This is a genomic window from Pseudomonas sp. BT76 TE3572, assembly GCF_050435365.1.
Taxonomy (GTDB): Bacteria; Pseudomonadota; Gammaproteobacteria; order Pseudomonadales; family Pseudomonadaceae; genus Aquipseudomonas; species Aquipseudomonas fluorescens_W.
On the sequence record NZ_JBNDKE010000001.1, the window covers coordinates 6,273,687 to 6,291,800 of the forward strand.

The 18,114-nt window shown below is 61.6% G+C and carries 11 protein-coding genes; 5 read left to right on the forward strand and 6 right to left on the reverse strand.

Annotation, left to right across the window (positions count from 1 at the left end; translation table 11 throughout):
• Positions 1–116: 116 nt before the first annotated feature.
• Positions 117–6,746 carry a retention module-containing protein gene (locus ABH912_RS28675; RefSeq protein WP_429512284.1) on the forward strand — a complete coding sequence of 2,210 codons (6,630 nt, stop codon included), beginning with the start codon at positions 117–119 and terminating at the stop codon, positions 6,744–6,746.
• 241 nt (positions 6,747–6,987) lie between these two features.
• Here the strand turns inward: ABH912_RS28675 and ABH912_RS28680 are convergent, their stop codons facing one another.
• The 5 genes from ABH912_RS28680 to ABH912_RS28700 all read right to left on the reverse strand — a co-directional run bounded on the left by ABH912_RS28680 (position 6,988) and on the right by ABH912_RS28700 (position 11,873).
• On the reverse strand, positions 6,988–7,347 hold the full coding sequence (locus ABH912_RS28680; RefSeq protein ID WP_283183517.1) for a DUF6124 family protein: 360 nt from the start codon (positions 7,345–7,347) through the stop codon (positions 6,988–6,990).
• A 731-nt stretch (positions 7,348–8,078) separates the two neighbouring features.
• Entirely contained in the window at positions 8,079–10,019 is a 1,941-nt protein-coding gene (gene lapD, locus ABH912_RS28685; protein WP_429512287.1) for a cyclic di-GMP receptor LapD, read from the reverse strand.
• A gap of 22 nt (positions 10,020–10,041) precedes the next feature.
• Positions 10,042–10,749 carry a cysteine protease LapG gene (gene lapG, locus ABH912_RS28690; protein WP_429512289.1) on the reverse strand — a complete coding sequence of 236 codons (708 nt, stop codon included), beginning with the start codon at positions 10,747–10,749 and terminating at the stop codon, positions 10,042–10,044.
• Between the two features lie 130 nt (positions 10,750–10,879).
• Complete coding sequence (locus ABH912_RS28695) at positions 10,880–11,275, reverse strand: YbaN family protein (protein ID WP_429512290.1); 396 nt, start codon at positions 11,273–11,275, stop codon at positions 10,880–10,882.
• Positions 11,276–11,285: 10 nt separating this feature from the next.
• Positions 11,286–11,873, reverse strand: a complete 588-nt coding sequence (locus ABH912_RS28700) for a YecA family protein (protein ID WP_008156162.1) — start codon at positions 11,871–11,873, stop codon at positions 11,286–11,288.
• A 415-nt stretch (positions 11,874–12,288) separates the two neighbouring features.
• Between ABH912_RS28700 and recQ the strand changes: the two genes are divergently transcribed.
• The 4 genes from recQ (at position 12,289) to ABH912_RS28720 (ending at position 17,208) form a co-directional block, all read left to right on the forward strand.
• The gene (recQ, locus tag ABH912_RS28705) at positions 12,289–14,415 is read left to right on the forward strand and encodes a DNA helicase RecQ (protein WP_046055971.1); all 2,127 of its coding nucleotides are present in this window, start codon (positions 12,289–12,291) and stop codon (positions 14,413–14,415) included.
• A 119-nt stretch (positions 14,416–14,534) separates the two neighbouring features.
• Entirely contained in the window at positions 14,535–14,969 is a 435-nt protein-coding gene (locus ABH912_RS28710; protein WP_033055913.1) for a MarR family transcriptional regulator, read from the forward strand.
• A gap of 128 nt (positions 14,970–15,097) precedes the next feature.
• The gene (locus tag ABH912_RS28715; RefSeq protein ID WP_429512291.1) at positions 15,098–16,888 is read left to right on the forward strand and encodes a FimV/HubP family polar landmark protein; all 1,791 of its coding nucleotides are present in this window, start codon (positions 15,098–15,100) and stop codon (positions 16,886–16,888) included.
• Positions 16,889–16,920: 32 nt separating this feature from the next.
• A complete protein-coding gene (locus ABH912_RS28720) occupies positions 16,921–17,208 on the forward strand; it encodes a SelT/SelW/SelH family protein (RefSeq protein WP_033055915.1) in 288 nt (95 codons plus the stop codon).
• Here the strand turns inward: ABH912_RS28720 and ABH912_RS28725 are convergent.
• Entirely contained in the window at positions 17,202–18,095 is an 894-nt protein-coding gene (locus ABH912_RS28725) for a DMT family transporter (RefSeq protein WP_033055916.1), read from the reverse strand. The two genes, ABH912_RS28720 and ABH912_RS28725, sit on opposite strands and share 7 nt — an antisense overlap.
• Between the last annotated feature and the right edge of the window lie 19 nt (positions 18,096–18,114).

Consider the following 18,114-nt stretch of genomic DNA (forward strand, 5'->3'; position numbering starts at 1 on the left):
CTTACTTCAAGTAACCGCTGCCAGCAGGCGATTCCGCCAGGCAACCCGTTAGAGCCAGGAGCACGTTCTTCGCAAAAACAGGATGCCGACAGCGGTTGGCAGCGGAGGAAGTGCACATGGCTACGCTCATCGGTATTGTCAGTAAGGTCATTGGTCAGGTGTTCGCGGTTGCGAGCGATGGCACCCGACGCGCGCTGGTCGAGGGGGACCGGTTATTCACCGGCGATCAACTGGTCACCGGGGCCGAAGGCGCGGTGGCGGTTCATCTGCAAAATGGCCAGGAGCTGACACTTGGGCGTGGTAGCAGTCTGGAGATGACGCCCCAGTTACTCGCGCATCAGGCACCCCATGTAGAGACCGCTGAAGCAGTGACGCCGACTCAGGTGCAACTGACCGATGTCGAGCAACTGCAAAAAGCGATCGCTGCCGGCGACGACCCGACCCAGACCGCTGACCCCACGGCGGCCGGACCGGATTCGACCGGAGCACCGGGTGCACTGGGCGGCGGCCACTCGTTTGTCATGCTTGAAGAGGTGGGGGGGAGTGTCGATCCGACTATTGGTTTTCCTACCGCAGGCTTCAACGGCATTCCCGAATTTCCCTTGGGGCGGCTGGCTGGAAACCCGGACAACGGTGGCAACGGCGACAATGGCGCAGGCGGTTCAGGTGGTTCAGGTGGTTCAGGTGGATCAGGAGGGGCAGGCGTTGTTCCTGTAACACCGGTTGATCCTGTAGCACCGATTGTTCCTGTGACACCGGTTGTTCCTGAGGTGCCGAACAATCCGGTGACCCTTTCCGGCCTGTCGGTGGCAGGGGGCGAACTGACCCTCAATGAGGCCAGCCTGGCCGACGGTTCGGCCCCCAACCCCGGGGCACTGACCAAGACCGGCACGTTCAGCGTGTCTGCTCCTGACGGGCTGACCAGCCTGAGCATCGGTGGGGTCAACGTGATCAGCGGTGGCGTTGCCGCAGGCTTCCCGCAAACAATCACCACCCCGTTGGGCAATACCCTGACCGTCACCGGCTACAACCCGGCCACGGGGGTTGTGAGTTACAGCTACACCCTCAACGACAATGAAACCCATCCGGCCGGTGACGGCACCAACAACCTCAGCGAACACTTCACCGTGGTGGCCGGCGACAGCAATGGCGATACCGCCACGGGTTCTCTGGACGTCAACATCACCGACGATGTGCCCAAGGCGTTCGATGACAACAACGCCAGCACCGCGTCGGAAACTCTGGTAAGCCTGACCGGCAGTGTGCTGCCCAACGACGTTCAGGGCGCTGATCGCATTCCTGCCGGACCCGAGAGCGGGCCGGTGGTTGGCGGCACTTTCACCGGTAAATACGGCACCCTGGTGCTCAACGCCAACGGCACATACACCTACACCCTGAACACCAGCGACGCCGACTTCAAAACCTTGCACGCGGGTGGCACCGGGACCGAATCCTTCACCTACACCCTGACCGATGCCGACGGCGACACCAGCACTGCCAAGCTTGTGCTGAACATCCATAACAACGATGACCCGGTCACGATTGGCGGCCTGAACGTCGAAGGCGGCGAAATCACCGTCTACGAAAAAAACCTCAGCTACGGCAGCGACCCTGATGCCCCGGCCCTGACCCAGAGCGGCACCTTCACCGTCAACGCGCCGGATGGCCTGCAAACCCTGACCGTGAGCGGCGTTGCGGTGGTCAGCGGTGGGGTGGCGGCAGGTTTCCCGCTATCGGCCACTACCTGGACGGGCGCCACCTTCACCATCACCGGTTACGACCCGGCCACGGGCGTGGTGAGCTACAGCTACACCCTGAATTACGACAGCGACCACCCCAATGCGGATGGCGCCAACAGCATCTACGAGAACTTCGAAGTCGTTGCCACCGATGCCGACGGCAGCACGGCGACCGGGCAAATCAACGTCAACATCGTCGATGATCTGCCGACCGCCAACCCTGACTCGACCTCGGTCGCAGAGGGCGGCATCGTCAGCGGCAGCGTGTTGGGGAACGATGTCACCGGCGCCGATGGCCCCGCCGCAGGGGGCGCGGTGGTTGGCGTGCGCGCCGGTTCAGACACCTCGACCCCAGTCATCGGCGGCCTGAACAGTCAGATCAATGGCACCTACGGTTACCTGACGCTGGACGCCAACGGCAACGCCGTGTACCACAGCAACCCGAACGCCGTGAGCGGCCCGGGTGCGACCGACGTGTTCACCTACACCGTGCGCGATGCCGACGGTGACCAAAGCACCACCACCATCACCATCGACGTGCACAACAGCGGCATCAGCGCGGCCAGCGACAGCGACGTGACCGTCTACGAAAAAGCCCTCGACCTGAACAAGGACGGCCAGGACCTGGCGCCCGGCACCGTTACCGGCAGCCTACCGGGCAACACCGGAGAAACCGCCAGTGGCACGCTGGTCGGTTCGGTCAGCGGCGCGGTCGGCGCAATCACCTACACCCTGGTCGGCAGCGCCACCGGCACCTACGGACAGATCCTGCTCAATCCCGATGGCTCCTACACCTACACGCTGACCTCGGCGCCAAGCACCACGCCGCATGCAAACGACGGCGCCAACACCCTCAGTGAAAGCTTCACCTACCAAGCCACCGACTCTCTGGGCAACAGCACCACCAGCACCATCGTGGTCAAAATCGTCGATGATCAGCCGATTGCCCATGCCGACGAGACCTCGGTCGCCGAAGGCGGCACCGTCAGTGGCAACGTGCTGTGGAACGACGTCGGCGGCGCCGATGGCCTCGCCGCAGGCGGCGCGGTGGTCGGCGTGCGGGCGGGGTCAGACACCTCGACCTCGGCGGTTGGCGGCCTCAACAGCCAGATCAATGGCACCTACGGTTACCTGACGCTGGATGCAGCGGGCAACGCGGTCTATCACAGCAACCCGAACGCCGTCAGCGACCCCGGGGCGACCGACGTGTTCACCTACACCGTGCGCGATGCCGACGGTGACCAAAGCACCACCACCATCACCATCGACGTGATCAACAGCTGCATCAGCGCGGCCAGCGACAGCGACGTGACCGTCTACGAAAAAGCCCTCGACCTGAACAAGGACGGCCAGGACCTGGCGCCCGGCACCGTCACCGGCAGCCTACCGGGCAACACCGGAGAAACTGCCAGCGGCACCCTGGTCGGTTCGGTCAGCGGCGCGGTCGGCGCGATCACCTACACCCTGGTCGGCAGCGCCACCGGCACCTACGGACAGATCCTGCTCAATCCCGACGGCTCCTACACCTACACGCTGACGTCGGCGCCCAGCACCACGCCGCATGCAAACGACGGCGCCAACACCCTGAACGAAAGCTTCACCTACCAAGCCACCGACTCTCTGGGCAACAGCACCACCAGCACCATCGTGGTCAAAATCGTCGATGATCAGCCGATTGCCCATGCCGACGAGACCTCGGTCGCCGAAGGCGGCACCGTCAGTGGCAACGTGCTGTGGAACGACGTCGGCGGCGCCGATGGCCTCGCCGCAGGCGGCGCGGTGATCGGCGTGCGAGCCGGTTCCGACACCTCAACCTCGGCTGTTGGCGGCCTCAACACCCAGATCAATGGCACCTACGGTTACCTGACGCTGGATGCAGCGGGCAACGCGGTCTATCACAGCAACCCGAACGCCGTGAGCGACCCGGGGGCGACCGACGTGTTCACCTATACCGTGCGTGATGCCGACGGTGACCAAAGCACCACCACCATCACCATCGACGTGATCAACAGCTGCATCAGCGCGGCCAGCGACAGCGACGTGACCGTCTACGAAAAGGCCCTCGACCTGAACAAGGATGGTCTGGATCTGGCGCCCGGCACCGTCACCGGCAGCCTACCGGGCAACACCGGAGAAACCGCCAGCGGCACGTTGGTCGGCTCGGTCAGCGGCGCGGTCGGCGCGATCACCTACACCCTGGTCGGCAGCGCCACCGGCACCTACGGGCAGATCCTGCTCAATCCTGATGGCTCCTACACCTACACGCTGACCTCGGCGCCAAGTACCACGCCGCATGCGAACGACGGCGCCAACACCCTGAGCGAAAGCTTCACCTACCAAGCCACCGACTCTCTGGGCAACAGCACCACCAGCACCATCGTGGTCAAAATCGTCGATGATCAGCCGATTGCCCATGCCGACGAGACGTCGGTCGCCGAAGGCGGCACCGTCAGTGGCAACGTGCTGTGGAACGACGTCGGGGGCGCCGATGGCCTTGCCGCAGGCGGCGCGGTGCTCGGCGTGCGAGCCGGTTCGGACACCTCGACCTCGGCCATCGGCGGCCTCAACAGCCAGATCAATGGCACCTACGGTTACCTGACGCTGGATGCAGCGGGCAACGCGGTCTATCACAGCAACCCGAACGCCGTGAGCGACCCCGGGGCGACCGACGTGTTCACCTACACCGTGCGCGATGCCGACGGCGACCAAAGCACCACCACCATCACCATCGACGTGATCAACAGCTGCATCAGCGCGGCCAGCGACAGCGACGTGACCGTCTACGAAAAGGCCCTCGACCTGAACAAGGACGGCCAGGATCTGGCGCCCGGCACCGTCACCGGCAGTCAGCCGGAACACACGCTTGAAACCGCCAGTGGCACCCTGGTCGGCTCGGTCAGCGGTGCGGTCGGTGCGATCACTTACACCCTGGTCGGCAGCGCCACGGGCACCTACGGGCAGATCCTGCTCAATCCCGATGGTTCCTACACCTATACGCTGACGTCGGCGCCAAGCACCACACCGCATGCAAACGACGGCGCCAATACCCTCAGCGAAAGTTTCACTTACCAAGCCACCGACGCCCTGGGCCATTCCACCACCAGCACCATCGTGGTCAAAATCGTCGATGACCTGCCGACCGCCAACCCCGACGCGGTCTCGGTCGCCGAAGGCGGTACCGTCAGTGGCAACGTGCTGGCGAACGACTTCAACGATGCCGATGGGATTGGGGTGGTCGGCGTGCGCGCCGGTTCAGACACCTCGACCTCGGCCATCGGCGGCCTCAACAGCCAGATCAATGGCACCTACGGTTACCTGACGCTGGATGCCGCGGGCAACGCGGTCTATCACAGTACCCCGGGCGCCGTGAACGGTCCCGGTGCGACCGATGTATTCACCTACACCTTGAGCGATGGCGATGGCGACGAGAGGACCACCACCATCACCATCGACGTGAACAATAGCTGCATCAGCGACAACGACGGCGACCAGGCCAGCTCGGTGTCGACGGTCATTGCGAACGCGCCACCGGTGGTGGTCGATGACCACATCATCACCAACGTGCTGTCGGGCAACATCGTGGTGCCGGGCGAGTTGCTGCTGGCCAACGACACCGATCCGAATGGCGATCCGCTGACCGCTTCGCCGACCACCGTCAGCACCGGTTGGATTGCCAAAGGCGCGGACTTCACCGGCACTCATCAAAACTTCAGCTTCACCGGCGGTAACGCGCAGGCGGTGACCCTTGCCCGCAGTGCATTCGTCGCCAACACGGCAGCCATGACGGCGGTGTTGGTCGTCAGCGGGGCGCTGGGAGCGGTCAACAATCCCCACGATGAGGACCGCATCACCGTCGACCTCAAACAGGGTGAAACCCTTAACCTGGATCACAACCTGGCGGCCGGTCATGTCGCCATGGAGTACTCAATCAATGGCGGCGCATGGATCGCCCTCGCGGACGGCCAAACCCTCACCGCAACATCGGACAGCACCTATCAGATCCACATCACCAACATCGACAACGGTGGTCCGGGCAACAGCGGGAAGGGGGCGGAAAACTACCAACTGACCATGACCGTCAACTACGCCGGTGCCCACGACATCACGCCCGACGCCCACGGCACCTACGCCGCCAACGACAGCCATGGCGGCAGCGACAACGCCGCCGTGACCATCACCTATCAGGACGGCCACACCCTCACCGGCACGGCAGGCGATGATGTACTGGTGGCGGGCGACGGTAACAACGTGATCAATGCCGGCGACGGCAACGACGTGCTCACCGCCGGTTCCGGCAACAACGAAATGCACGGTGGCGCCGGCAATGACTTGCTTTACAGCGGCGCGGGCAACGACCTGCTCGACGGCGGCACCGGCGTCGACACCGCGAGTTATGCCCACGCCACGGCCGGCGTCACGGTCAATCTGGGCGTACTCGGTGCGCAGAACACGGCGGGCGCCGGGACCGACACCCTGACGGCGATCGAAAACCTGACCGGCTCGAACTTCAACGACAGCCTCACCGGCGACAACCACAGCAACATCATCAACGGCGGCCTGGGTAACGACATGCTCAACGGTGGGGGCGGCGACGACTTCCTCATTGGCGGCCTGGGCAACAACAGCCTCACCGGCGGCAGCGGTGCCGACACCTTCCAGTGGCTCAAAGGCAACAGCGGCCACGACGTGGTCACCGACTTCACGCCGGGCATCGACAAACTCGACCTGTCGCAACTGCTGCAAGGGGAAAACAGCACTGCTGCGTCGCTGGATGACTACCTGCACTTCAAAGTCACCGGCAGCGGCGACTCACTGGTCACCAGCATCGACGTCACCGCCATGGCTGGCGCTGCGCCGAACCAGACTATCGATCTGGCGGGTGTGAATCTGGCCAGCCACTACGGCGTAACGCCGGGGGCGGGTGGGGTGATTGCCGGTGGGCACGATACGGCGACGATCATCAATGGGATGTTGAATGATCATTCGTTGAAGGTTGATACGGTGTGATCGGCTTTTGATTCGAGCCTGAAACGACAAAACCCGCCGCCCGATCAAACGGTGCGGCGGGTTTTTTCTGTCTGAAGAGATGTGTCGTCGGTGAGTCAGCCTTTGCGAGCAAGCCCGCTCCCACAGTTGATCCTCTGGGATCACAGATTTTGTGTTCGACAACGATCCAATGTGGGCGGGCTTGCTCGCGAAGGGCCAGAATGGACACCGAATCAATCAGTAAGTGTTCCTCAGGCCTCGGTCAGCCCGGCAACTCCAGATTATCCAGCACCCGATTCACCGCCAGTTCCCCGAGCATGATCAACTGCGCAATCCCCAACACCGTCCGGCGCTGCGGCCCCGGCAACTGGCCGGCGAAGTCCTGGGCGATGGTCTTTGCCGAAGCGAGAGTTTCGCAGGCATCGGTCAACAGTTCCTCGTTTTTTGTGTCCGCGGTCACGGCATACATCCCGCGGGTTTTACGTGGGGGCGGCGTGGAGCCGGGCGGGCAGAGGTAGTGGTCGAGCGCGCGGTCAGCGGCTTCGTGGAGTTTTTTCGAATCGAGGGATTCGTAGGGGGAGGTGGGGGCGGTTTCGGGCGGGTTGGGTGTGGGTTTGAACATGGATGAATCTCCAAATCATAGAAAAGGAGCCATCATCTTTCGCTACCAAACGAAGGGGTGGTGGCCATACGAAGGTTGGTAGACCGGTGACTTGGAAAACCGGCGCGCCCGAAGACGCCCTGCGCATGACCACCATAAATACACAGCCCCGGAAGGGCCTGTATCGGGTGACGCTATGCGCCAAGTCTAAGCCGGGCTACCAAACCCGATCGCTGATTCGTCAGCGACCGGACCACAATAGAACCCACCCCCAAGGCGCACAAGCCGGCGGATTCTGGCGTAGCTGTAGGCAATGGCGCAAGGATGTGTAGCCTGGGAGGCGTGTCCGGAAGTGTTTTTAAACGCCATAGTTTAAAAGCAAAAGATCACAGCCCCCGGCAACTCCAGCAGGATCAAATGCAATCCGCTGTATGAACTGTCGCAGGCTGCGATCTTTTTAAACGCTCAATATTAAATAGATCCGTCCCCTTATCCTGTCCTTATCCTTTTGGTAGGGAGGGACGACTGCCAGAACGCCGATGCCGCGATCGGGCGGAAATACAACGACTTGTCCACTGGACGCGGTGGCAGCGTTTGTCACAGGGTTGTTCATGAGTACGTACCTTCCATAGAGGCGCCCGGCTTCTCGAATGGGAGGCACCGATAGGGATGAATTAGATAGTCGGCGTGAGTGTTTGCCTACTGTCATATCTGACAGGTAAACCCACGTTTACGACGAACGGTCGAACCCCTCACATCGGCTCCGGCGGCCCAATCAACCGCCCCATCACCCCAAACAATCCCAACTCCCGGATCACCTCCAGCTCCCCTTTGGTCTCCACCATCTCCGCAATCAACGGCAAATCAATGCTGTTGGTCGCCCGAAATATCGCTTCGATAAATAGCCGTTTATCACTCTGCTCATCAATGTGACGGATGTACGCCCCATCGATTTTCAAGTAAGCCAGCCCCAGTTGAGCCAGGTTGCCGATCTGGCCGAAGCTGCCGCCGAAATGCTGCAGGCCGATGCGGTAACCGGTGTTGAGCAGGCTGTGGCTCAGGCGTTGCAGTTCTTCCTGAGGGGGCAGTTGGCGTTCGTCGATTTCCAGAATCAGCAGCGGCGCGAGTTCGGGCAGCGATTCGAGCATGTCGAGGATGTGTTGCAGCTGCGCTGGATCGCGCAGGGTGCTGCCGGACAGGCTTAACGCCAGCGGCCAACGATTGATGATGAGGTAGTCGAGGGTGGCTTCGAGCATGGCCAGGTCGAACCTCGCCGACCAGCCGAGTCGCTCGATCCACGGCAGGAAGTGCCCGGCCGCAATGGCCTCGCCCTGCGGGTCGAGCAGGCGCGCGAGGACTTTGTGATGCAGTACCTGACTGGTGTCGGCGCATTGCACCACTGGCTGGAAATACAACTGCATCTTGCCTTGGTTCAAGGCGTCGTCGATCCAGGTTTGCCAGTCGTTTTGGGACGGGGTCGGCGCGGTGATGGCATCGGCCAAGTGGACCCACGGGCGCTCTGGATGTTGCCGGGCTTCGGTCAACGCCTGATCCAGTCGCGTCAGCACGTCACTGGCGGGCTCACCGGGGTGGTAAGGGGCGATCCCCAAATGCGCCACCGGCATGGAGTCGCTGGCGCCGGTCAGGCGCAGGTTTTCCAGGGTGGCGCTGATTTCGCTGGCCAGGCGTGCGGCGTCGGCGCTGTCCAGGCCTGGCGTCAGCAGGCTGAATTCACCGCCGCGATTGCGCGCGGCTAGCCAGGTGCGACGTTCCGGTGGCTGGGTCAGGCGCTTGAGTAATTCACCGACGGCGCTGATCAGCGCATCGGTGCGCTGGCCACCCAAGCGTTGGTTGAGACCGACCAGATCGTTGATTCGCAGCATCAGCAAATGGCCGTCGCTGCTCTGCTCGGAGACCAGCAACTCGTCGGCCAATTCTTCATCCAGCAAGCGTCGATTGGCCAGGCCGGTAAGGCTGTCCTGATAGGACTCGGCCCGCAGTTTTTCACTGCGCGCGACCTCTTCGGCGAACAGCGTCTTGAGCTTCTCGACCATCTGGTTCATGGCCAATACCACGCGTTTCAACTCCGGTGTGCGCGGCAGTTTCGGCAGGCTGAGGAACTCGCGTTTGCTGATGGCTTCGGCCTGTTTGACCATGGTGTCGAGTGGACGAAATTGCCGGCGCAGCAACCAGCCACCAAACACCGCACTGAGCAGGCCGCACACCAGCAACCAGATCAGGCTGCCGAGGGTGCTGTCCCAGAGTTTGGCCAGGGCGAACTGCGGATTGCTCAACACTTCGACCCGTGCCGCCTGGACCCAGCCGCGCATGATCAGCGCTTCGCCACCGGGCGGGTGCAGGTTGACCAGGTTCACAAACCAGGTGGGAACGCCCTCGATTTGCCCCGGCGCACTGCGCTCCACCAGCACCTGCGCATCCTCGATGTTAATGATTCGAATGCTGCTGAAGTAACCGCTGTCGAAAATCGAGCTGACCATCAATTCGATCATGGCCGGGTCATCGATTTGTGCCGTCAACGACAAACCCAACGCGGTGGCGGCGTCCTGGGCGTGGGAGCGCAACTGGCCGAGCATCTGGTCGCGAGAGCTTTCCAGGCTGACAAAAAAACTGCCGCTGAACGCCACCAGCAAGAACAGGCAGATGGCGAGAAACAACTGTTTACGCAGTGACATAAATCGCTCCTTGCTCAGGTGGCTAGCCGTCGCCCACGGCGAACCCTTCGGCCTGCATCTTTTTTAGTACGTCCTGCCAGCGCGACAGTTTTTTCGAGTCGCTGCTGCGTTTGCCGCCATTGGCTCCCGGCAAGTACAGACCTTCTGCGTTGAAGGCGTACACCGGCAGCAAGTCTTTGCGTTGGGAGGCGGGGCGGACCTCGCCGATCAAGTTGTCCAGCACCAGCGGATCGGCCGTGGGACTGTTGTAGTACGTCAGCACCATGTGCGCCTGGTTCTGGGTCAGGGCTTTCACGTAGGTGATGCGTAGTTTTTCGCTGGGAATTCCCAGGTAGCGCAGGCTGAAATATTTCGCCAGTGCGTAGTCCTCGCAATCAGCGGAACCCTTGATCAGGGATTCGACGGGCGTGGCCCAGTAATCGGTCTGGTGCCAGATGCGGGTGTCGTCCAGAAAGCTCAGTTGCTGATTGAAGAAGCGATTGACCGCGTTCAGTTGCTCGCGCTCGGGGGCATTGACTTCGCTTTGCAGCATCTGCCCCCAGGCCTCGATCCTTCCCCGTCCCGGGCCGAGGGTGCCGTAGCGATCTTCGGCGGTTTGCAGGATCTGCGTAAAACTCCAGTTGGCCCCGACACTGCCCAGCCCGGCCAACAGAAAAGTGATCAGCAACAGCCATCCGCCGAGCCGAAGTCGGAGCGTTGACCATCCTGGACGACGCGGACTGCGGGACATGTCTGGCCGCTCGGGTGCAGATGCCTGAAGTCTAGGCGGTGTTTTCAGCGAGGCAGGACAAATCGTCGGGCTGATATGCGGACCGAACCGAACGCAGGCTTCGCCAGCTGCTACGGAGATTGTGGTGTTTTCAGGATTTGCGCAGGGTTTTCTGTTTGAGGATGTAGAAGGTCACCAGGACGGCGCTGGTCAGCATGAACCCCCGCGCCCACGGCAGGGGCACCAGGTAGCAGGAAAGCAGGATGCTCGCCCACATCAGGCCGATGGCGTAGACCTTGCCCTTGAGCGGGATGCCGTTGCCGCTCAGGTAGTCGCGAACCCATGGCCCAAGCCGCGGATGTTCAACCAGCCAATGATAGAAACGCGGCGAACTGCGGGCGAAGCAGGCGGCCGCCAGCAGCAGGAAGGGCGTGGTGGGCAACACCGGCAGGAAAATCCCGATCACCCCCAGCGCTACGCTCAGCCAGCCGATGGCCAGCAGCACGTAACGCAACATCAGGGAGCGGTTGCCTATGGGGTTGTCCATAGGCAAAACCTTAGTGGTGACGAGGCTTGAGGATCGCCGGTTTTTCGTCTGGCGCCTGGCACAGCAGGTACAGCGCGGTCAGGGCTTCCGGGATCTGTACGATCATGTCGTCCATCAGGTTGGCGTCTTTGGCGATGTCTTCGAACTCAGGCTGTTCGTCGAACAGACCCGAACCGACCATGATCGGCAGCAGCATTTCGCTGACTTCGTCTTCGGCGGTTTCGAACCAGGCCGCTTCGCGCAGGAACACGCCTTCCATGAAGCCGATGCACCAGCCGCGCAGGTCGGAGTCATCCGGCTCTTCGCCCAGGTCCAGGTCGCAAGGCAGCTCGAACTCTTCATCGGATGCCAATTGGCGAGCGATGTGAGCCTTGAGGGCCAGCAGGGTGGATTCGATCGCTTCACGCTCGGTGTCGTCGGCGTAATGCGGTTCTTCGGCGAAGAGGGCGTCGATCCATTCACGGTCGGGAACGGTTTCGGAACAGATCGACAGCGCAGTGAGGTAGCCGTGGGCGGCCACGTAGTCCAGCGCCTCGTCATGCAGTTCGTCGGCGTCGAGGAAGACTTGCAAACGGGTTAGTTGCTCAGCGAAGGACATTAAAGGGCTACCTTGGGAATTAAACAGATGCGGGAATTCTAGGCCTTCTTGAGCGCTTGGGCCAGCCGCGCGGCATTTTTGCAGCCCTCGCAAGAACAGGAAACACCGCAATCCCTGTAGGAGTGAGCCTGCTCGCGATAGCGGTGGGCCAGTCAGCACTGATTTTGAATGTAACGCCGCCATCGCGAGCAGGCTCACTCCTACAGGGTTCTTTGTTGCATTGGCATTCGTGTGTCTTATCAGCGGCACCCTTTGCAGCGGAGGGGTCGGGTATACTCGCGCGTTTTGTGATGCCCTGCCGGCGTCGCGGCTGAAATGTGAAGCGTCATGCAATGCGCACTTACGATTTGTCGGTGCAGCCTTCGTGGTTCTGAACCAGCCTTGCAGGGATGTTTTTGTGATTTTTGGAGTTTCTATGCTCGAACAGGCTCAACGCGTCCTCAAGGACATCTTCGGCTACGACAGTTTCCGTGGCCGTCAGGGTGCAATCATTGAGCGCGTGGCCAGTGGCGGCGACGCCCTGGTGCTGATGCCTACCGGTGGCGGCAAGTCCTTGTGTTTCCAGGTGCCGGCGCTGTTGCGCGAAGGCCTGGCGGTGGTGGTGTCGCCGCTGATCGCCCTGATGGACGACCAGGTCGCCACCCTCGAAGAGCTGGGCGTCGCCGCGGCGGCATTGAACTCCACGCTCAGCGCCGAGCAGCAGCGTGATCTGGCGGCACGGATCAAGCGAGGTGAAGTGAAAATGCTTTATCTCGCGCCCGAGCGTCTGGTTCAGCCACGGATGCTGGCCTTCCTGCAAAGTCTTGAAATTTCCCTGTTCGCCATCGACGAAGCCCACTGCGTGTCCCAATGGGGCCACGACTTCCGCCGCGAATATCTGCAATTGGGCCAGTTGGCGGAATTGTTCCCCAACGTCCCGCGCATCGCCCTGACCGCGACCGCCGACAAGCGTACCCGGGAAGAAATCGTCGACCGCCTTCATCTTCAGGATGCCGAGCGTTTCCTGTCGAGTTTCGACCGCCCCAACATCTTCTATCGCATCGTGCCCAAAGAGCAGCCGCGCAAGCAGCTGCTGGCGTTCCTCGCCGAACGGCGCAGCGATGCCGGCATCGTCTATTGCCTGTCGCGCAAGAAAGTCGACGAAGTGGCGGTGTTTCTCAGCGAGCAAGGCTTCCCGGCGCTGCCGTACCACGCCGGTCTGCCCAACGATACCCGGGCTCACCATCAGAAGCGCTTCCTCAATGAGGAAGGCCTGATCATGGTTGCCACCGTGGCGTTCGGCATGGGCATCGACAAGCCCAACGTGCGCTTTGTCGCTCACCTCGATTTGCCAAAATCCCTTGAGGCGTACTACCAGGAAACCGGTCGCGGCGGTCGAGACGGTCTGCCGGCAGACGCCTGGATGGCTTACGGCCTGCAAGACGTGGTGATGCTCAAGCAGATGCTGCAGAACTCCGAGGGCGACGAGCGTCACAAACGTCTGGAGCAGCACAAGCTCGATGCCATGCTCTCGCTCTGCGAAGAAACCCGCTGCCGTCGCCAGACGCTGCTGGCCTATTTCGACGAAGACATGCCCGAGCCGTGCGGCCATTGCGACAACTGCGTCGACGGCGTGCAGACTTGGGACGCCACCGAGCCGGCCCGTCAGGCGCTTTCGGCGATCTATCGCACCGGCCAGCGCTACGGCGTGGGGCATTTGGTCGATGTATTGCTGGGCAAGGACAACGAAAAGGTTCGCAGCTTCGGCCATCAACACCTGTCGGTGTATGGCGTTGGCAAAGCAATGGGCGAGAGCGAATGGCGCTCCTTGTTCCGACAACTGGTGGCCCGCGGTCTGGCGGACATCGACCTCGAAGGCTACGGCGGCCTGCGCCTGAGTGACACCTGTCGACCGCTGCTCAAGGGCGAAGTGACCCTGGAGCTGCGTCGCGACCTCAAGCCGCAAACCACGGCCAAGAGCAGCAAGAGCCAGGCGAGCCAACTGGTTCGCGGCGAAGAGCGCGAACAGTGGGAAGCCCTGCGCGCCCTGCGCCGCAAGCTCGCCGAGGAGCATGGCGTGCCGCCGTACGTCATCTTCCCCGACTCGACACTGCTGGAAATGCTCCGCAGCCAACCGACCTCGCTGTCGGAAATGGCCACGGTCAGCGGCGTTGGCGCGCGCAAGCTGGAGCGTTACGGCGAGGCCTTCCTCGAAGTCCTCGGCGGGCAAGTCGAGGCGCCGAAAGTGGTGGCCGACCTGCGCCACGAACTGATCACCCTGGCCCGCGCCGGCATGACACCGTTGCAGATCGCCGGTCAGCTGCAATGCTCGGAAAAGAACGTCTACACGCTGCTCGCCGAAGCGATTGGCAAGCAGCAGTTGTCGCTGGAGCAAGCGCTGGATCTGCCCGAAGAGTTAATGGGCGAAATCCAGGACGCGTTCCTCGACGGCGAGGGCGAGTTGCCGCCCGTGTCGGAGATTGCTGCACTGTTCACCGGGAAGGTTCCGGAAGGGGTTTTGTACTGTGTTCGGGCGGCGCTGCAATCCGAATTCGAGATTTAGGTGACCTGCCACATAGATGTAACGATTCAGTACAGAGCAAGCCTTGCCTCTGGCGAAGGGTCATGCTTAGCTGACTAATAATTAGTTTTTCTTTATTTCAGTCTAATCATGAGTGTTTTATGCCGTTAACCGACCAACACCGCTTTGGCATGCAACTGGCCCAGATGTCGCGCGGCTGGCGTGCCGAACTGGACCGCCGTCTGGCTGGCCTGGGGCTGTCCCAGGCGCGCTGGCTGGTGCTGCTGCACCTGGCGCGTTTTGAGGATGCCCCGACCCAACGTGAACTGGCGCAGAGCGTCGGCGTTGAAGGGCCGACCCTGGCGCGACTGCTCGACAGCCTCGAAAGCCAGGGACTGGTGCAACGTCAATCGGTGCTGGAAGACCGCCGGGCGAAGAAAATCGTCCTCTGTGCCCCGGCCCTTCCCTTGATCGAACAAATTGAAACCATTGCCACCCAACTGCGCCACGAGTTGTTCGAAGGCGTCGATGAGGCGGACTTGAAGATCTGCATGCGTGTCCACGGGCACATTCTGGCCAACCTCGAAAAGTCTTGAGGTAAAACCGCACGCTGGATTTTTGAGAGACCCCGTTGGGCAGACTATAAAGAACTACTTAGCAATATCGTGTTCGTACCGGAGGTGCGAACGCGTACAAGATGGTTCTGGTTATCTAAGGGATGCTCATGCTCGAGAGTTGGCACATGGCTTTACGGTGTTGCGCCAGGCTGCTTCTGGTCGGTGGTGCCGTCACTTACTCGGCATTGGCGCCCGCGTTGGGCCTGGGTGATATCACCCTGCATTCGGCGCTGAATCAGCCGTTGCGCGCCGATATCGCACTGGAAGATGCCGCAGGTCTGGAGGAGGGTGAGCTCTCGGTCAGCCTGGCGACAGCGGACGAGTTCAGCCGCGCTGGAGTCGATCGGGTGTTCTTTCTCAATAATCTGAAATTCACCCCGATCCTGCGCGGCAACCGCAGCCTGATCCGGGTGAGCTCCAGCAAACCGGTCAATGAACCTTTCCTGAATTTCCTGGTGCAGCTCAATCAGCCCAACGGGCGCGTTCTGCGCGAGTACACGGTGCTGATCGATCCGCCGGGTTCGCCGGGGATCGTTCCCGTCACTGACGAACCGTTGACCGACGTTCAGTCCTCCGGGTTCCCGACGGTTGAGCCGGCCGTTGCAAAGCCACCTGCGGCGAAGGGCAAAAAGCCCCCTGTTCCTCGCGTTGATCAACCTGCCGCCGCGCCTGAGAGTGACCCCGTCGCCGAGCAACTGGCCGCCAGCGTGCTGCAAAACCAGCAGCTGCAAGCAACCATCAATGATTTGACTGCGAAGCTCCAGGCCCAGGAGGAGCAGGTCGCCGGTCAGAAAAAGCAGGTGACTGAACTACAAACCCAATTGGCGGAAATCAAGACCTCTGCGGTGGAGCCGGTTGCACCCTCCGTTGAGGCTCCCGCGCCGGTTGTTGTTGAAGATCCTGAGGCCACCCACTGGGGGCTTATTCTGGGGTTGCTGGCGGTGGTGGCTCTGGTGTTGCTGGGGTTGTTCGTTCGGCGTCAACGACAACGGGTTCAGGCATTGCCCGACGCTTTACCTGTTTTGCCGTCACGGCATGAACCGGTGCTCAATCGCACGGCAGAACCGGTTGCCCGATCGTTAGCGTTGCAACCGGCAACTGAACCGGGTGGTGAGACGCCCGCCGGCGATGTGCTCGAAGGGGTTGGAATCTATCTGGCCTATGGCCGTTTTTCCGAAGCGGCCGGTTTGTTGCGAGAGGCGCTGATCAAAGAGCCACAGCGTACGGATCTGGCCGTTCAGCTGTTGGAAGTCTTGGGTAAACAGGGTGACGTAGCCGCCTATGAAACACAGGAAAACAACCTGCGTGACGCCGGATACGACCTGCAAGAACTTAAGAATATTCGCGCCCGACACCCGAAATTGAGCAGTGCGGTAGCGTTGACCGTCGCAGCGCCAATCACTCCCCCCAAGGCTGCGATACCCGAAACAGCGCCCAAGGATGAATTCCAGTTGAACCTGGATGACCTGTCGATGGATTCGAGTTGGGATTTGATCAGCCCTTTTGAGGACTCGCCGTCCGCCGCGAAGACATCGAGCGAATCCGCGCCGGTCGAGCCGCCGTTTGTCTCGAACCTGCACGTCTTGCCTGAGGTGTTTGAAATACCCGACGACCCGACGCTGGACGAGCCCGAACTTGAATGGGTCGCCGAGCCTGATTCGCCGTCTCTGGATGACACCTTTCTCAACGAGTTCAGCGATCCCGGCCAGTCGCTGGAACTGGAACCGCTGAACCTGGAACCGGCCGAGCCGAGCAGCGCCGACAAACTGGAGCAAGCCCAGACCTGCATTGATGATGGCGATGTGGACAGCGCCATCGAACTGCTCAACGAGTTGCTCAAGGAAGGTAACGAGCCGCTGAAGCAGACCGCCCGGAACCTGCTCGCCGGGCTATCATAGCGGCGCCCTCTGGCTCAGGAGTTTCGCCGATCATGACTGCACGCAAACCGGAAATCATCATCACGTATTGCACGCAATGCCAGTGGCTGTTGCGTGCTGCCTGGCTGGCCCAGGAACTGCTCAGCACCTTCGGCGACGACCTGGGCAAAGTGTCGTTGGTGCCCGGCACCGGTGGGGTGTTTCACATTTTCTGTGACGACGTTCAGATCTGGGAGCGCAAGGCTGATGGCGGTTTCCCGGAGGCCAAGGTGCTGAAGCAGCGGGTCCGCGATCAAATTGATCCGGACCGCGACCTGGGGCACAACGACCGCACTCAGTGAGAGGCGGCTTCTGCCGCAACGGTCTTCTTGCTTGAGCCGCCCGAGAGTCGGCTGGAGACCACGATCGCCACGATGATCAACGCGCCACCGAGCAGCATGCGCAGCGTCGGGTTTTCATCAAACAGCAGCCAGGCCATGGTGATGCCGTAAACCGGCTCAAGGGCGAACACCACGGCCGCGGTCCGCGCCTTGATCACTGCCAGGCTGGCGACAAACAGACTGTGAGCGACGCCGGTGCAGAACACCCCGAGCAGACCGATCCACAACCAGTCGATGGCGCGCACTTCACTCAACTGCGGTGCCGCAATCGGCAACAGGCACAACGCGACCACCACGTTCTGACACAGCGCAGCCTGCACCGCCGGGATTCGCCCGGAGCTGGCACGGTTGGTCAGCGATAGCAGAGAGAACAGCAAACCTGAGCCCACCGCCCACAGCAGGCCAGTGGTGGCGCCGCTGGCCAGATCGAAGTCAGGGGTGACCAGCACCAGCCCGACACTGACCAGCACCACCAGCAGGATTTCGTTGGCGCGAATCCGCTCGCGGAAGATCAACCCTTCAAGGATCACGGTAAACGCCGGGAAGCTGGCGAAACCCAGGGTCGCGATTGCCACGCCCGCGACCTTCACTGCAATGAAAAAACTCACCCAGTGTCCGGCCAGCAACAAGCCGCTGAGCAACAGTCGGCGCCAGTCCACAGCCTCGAGTTTCTGCCAGCGAGTAGTGCTGGCGAACCGCGCAAACACGGCCAACGCCAGCACAGCGAACGCGGCACGACCAAAAACGATAATGGCGGGGGAAGCCGCAGCGAGTTTGCCGAACACACCGGTCAGGCCGAACATCAGTGCGCCGATATGCAGGGCGCCAAGGGCGGTACGGGGAGTCATTGCAATCCTTGAGAAACGT

Coding starts and splice junctions, on each gene's coding strand:
- ABH912_RS28675 (WP_429512284.1), top strand. CDS start 117: ATGGCTACGCTCATCGGTATTGTCAGTAAGGTCATTGGTCAGGTGTTC.
- ABH912_RS28680 (WP_283183517.1), bottom strand. CDS start 7,347: ATGTTCAAACCCACACCCAACCCGCCCGAAACCGCCCCCACCTCCCCC.
- lapD (WP_429512287.1), bottom strand. CDS start 10,019: ATGTCACTGCGTAAACAGTTGTTTCTCGCCATCTGCCTGTTCTTGCTG.
- lapG (WP_429512289.1), bottom strand. CDS start 10,749: ATGTCCCGCAGTCCGCGTCGTCCAGGATGGTCAACGCTCCGACTTCGG.
- ABH912_RS28695 (WP_429512290.1), bottom strand. CDS start 11,275: ATGGACAACCCCATAGGCAACCGCTCCCTGATGTTGCGTTACGTGCTG.
- ABH912_RS28700 (WP_008156162.1), bottom strand. CDS start 11,873: ATGTCCTTCGCTGAGCAACTAACCCGTTTGCAAGTCTTCCTCGACGCC.
- recQ (WP_046055971.1), top strand. CDS start 12,289: ATGCTCGAACAGGCTCAACGCGTCCTCAAGGACATCTTCGGCTACGAC.
- ABH912_RS28710 (WP_033055913.1), top strand. CDS start 14,535: ATGCCGTTAACCGACCAACACCGCTTTGGCATGCAACTGGCCCAGATG.
- ABH912_RS28715 (WP_429512291.1), top strand. CDS start 15,098: ATGCTCGAGAGTTGGCACATGGCTTTACGGTGTTGCGCCAGGCTGCTT.
- ABH912_RS28720 (WP_033055915.1), top strand. CDS start 16,921: ATGACTGCACGCAAACCGGAAATCATCATCACGTATTGCACGCAATGC.
- ABH912_RS28725 (WP_033055916.1), bottom strand. CDS start 18,095: ATGACTCCCCGTACCGCCCTTGGCGCCCTGCATATCGGCGCACTGATG.